Here is a 2,425-nt window from a genome sequence, read left to right as displayed (position 1 = left end):
ATAGTGATTGGGAATCCACCGTATGGAGCAAAATTATCATCATCTGAAAAGAAAACTCTAAGAACTTTATATCCTGAGACCCAATTTAAAATCGATACTTATTCACTATTTCTATTAAAATCGACAGCATTATTAAGAAAGATGGGGGTCTGTACTTACATAATTCCTAATACACTGTTGGATAATTATTTTGAGGAGCAGGTTAGGAAAAAACTGCTAAAAGAATTCAGAATATTGGAGATTTGCGATCTAAATGATAAAGTTTTTGATGCCGCAGTAGTTCATTCAATGATTTTTACTTATCAGAATGAATCACTCCAAAATTACTTGATAAAAGTTAACAATTCAAAATCATTGTTAGGCACTTACAATAAAATACCTAATACATTTTTTGCTGATCAACAGAAAACTAATTTGTCAATTGGTACACATTCTTCAAGTGCATTAATTTCTAAACTTAAGTTAAATAGCGTTTCCCTAAATACAGTTTTAGATATCAGACAGGCAATTAAATCAGGGAACGATAAAATGTATATTTCCAAATCAAAATTAGATAGTAATTATAAACCCATACTACGCGGAAAAGATGTTTTAAAATTTTCAAAAAAAAATCCTCAATTGTACATTCATTACGGAAAGCATTTGGCCTGTCCTAGAGATTATAGAATTTTTGAACAAGAAAAACTGTTAATTAGAGAAGCGGGTGCAGAAATCACTGCTACTTATGATAATGAAGATTTTTACATTATGTCTTCATTATATAATGGAATTTTGATTAGTAATGATTTTCACATTAAATATGTACTTGGATTATTAAACTCAAAACTCTTCCAGCATTTGATGTTTATTCAAACATTTGAAAAAACACAAGGAGCTTTTACAAAGGCAAAAATTTATCATTATGATAATCTTCCAATTAAAATTAGCGAATATCAAAATCAAGTGATTTTGGTTGTAGATAGCCTTTTACTTGGCGAAAATTCATTTAAGAAAGATTTAATGTTTGATCTTGATATATTAGTTTATAAAATATATGATCTTTCATTTGAAGAAGTAAAACTTATTGATCCTGATTTTAAACTAATTAAAGAAGATTACGATAAATTTATTTTTCAATAATGCTAATTTCATCATCATTCAATTCATATAGATCATAAACTAACTCGTCAATTTTACTTTCTAATTCAGTGGTATCAATACTATCTTTTTTCGCATCTAATATTTCATCGACAAGTAAAATAAGAGAAAGCTGATTTTTCTTCTCGGGTTTGAAAATAGGAATTTGCAGAATCGGATCTTTATCAATTTGAAAATTATCACCTTGCATTTTCCCTTTATATTTTAACCAAAATTGACATAATTTTGAATTTAAAATCCCAACTAAATATTTCAGATTTATTCTTTCGGTTTTAATTGGTATAAATGTCCTATTAACGTAAGAATCAAAATCTACGTAAACGAAGGAAGGCTTACTTGGACATTTTCTTTGAACTAGAATTTTTTCAGATAGGAAATATTTTTCATTTCTCGCCCTATTTAATCCGTAAGGTTTGTTCTCAGACGTTATGACCTTTTGGAATCTGTCCAAATGAGCTTTTAATTTTGGAAATTCTTTCATTCTATTAGAATCTTTAAAAGAAGAGTCAGTATAAATAATCCAGAACTTATTTTTATCGCTAATATTGTATCTAAATAATTCTTTTGGAGTATAAAAGGGTTTCAGTAGATTTTTTTCGGTTACATTTAAATCTAATTCATTAACCTCATTATTTGATAATACAAAAATACCGTCACCAATAACAAAACTATTTCCAAGTATTTCTAAATTTGATTTATTTACAAAATCTTGTGGAATATCTATGCCCGAATTAATTTCCGTCTTACCATCTAAATGAAAATTTCTTTTACTTTCAATTTTCATCAATATATTATTAACAGTGTTGTCATTAAAATCAATTGTTTTATTAATGAAATCTTTCTTTATAATTTGACTATTAAAATGAAAAAAGTCACTGTTTACTTTTTTCGATAGAAACTTCTTTAAATCATTAAAATTAATATTTGAATTTAAAAGTTTTGAATAGTCGAAAGTATATTTTTCATTATTAGAATTTTTCTCTAAAATGAATATCATTGTTTGTATTCCAGCTGATTCAAATATTTTAAAATTACTAAAATCTACATAACGTTTAATTTTAGAATTATTTAGAATCGTATTCCTTAGCTTTGACGCACCTGAATTTGTTATCCAATTATTTGTTGCAATAAAGCTCAATATACCATTATCTTTAATTAAATCTAAACCGACACAAGCAAAAAAATACCATAAATCCATTTTTCCTTGATAGTAAATTGATCTTCTTAAACCATCAAAAACAGATCTATCTGTATTTTCTTTTATGTAAGGTGGATTCCCAATCACTAT

General features: G+C 26.4%; 2 protein-coding genes. One reads left to right on the top strand and one right to left on the bottom strand.

All coding sequences use genetic code 11. The features are described from left to right. Positions 1-1,119: TaqI-like C-terminal specificity domain-containing protein (locus AXA65_RS17830; RefSeq protein ID WP_185114334.1), on the top strand; the 1,119-nt coding region annotated here is incomplete at its 5' end. Here AXA65_RS17830 and AXA65_RS17825 read toward each other — a convergent pair. After that, a partial coding sequence (locus tag AXA65_RS17825; RefSeq protein ID WP_185114333.1) for an Eco57I restriction-modification methylase domain-containing protein occupies positions 1,106-2,425 on the bottom strand: 1,320 nt, incomplete at its 5' end. The genes AXA65_RS17830 and AXA65_RS17825 overlap by 14 nt on opposite strands.

The sequence above is a fragment of the Chryseobacterium sp. FP211-J200 genome (genome assembly GCF_001643375.1).
GTDB classification, from domain to species: domain Bacteria; phylum Bacteroidota; class Bacteroidia; order Flavobacteriales; family Weeksellaceae; genus Epilithonimonas; species Epilithonimonas ginsengisoli.
The sequence above is the reverse complement of the archived record's forward strand: the minus strand, read 5'-3'. Positions and strand labels throughout refer to the sequence as shown.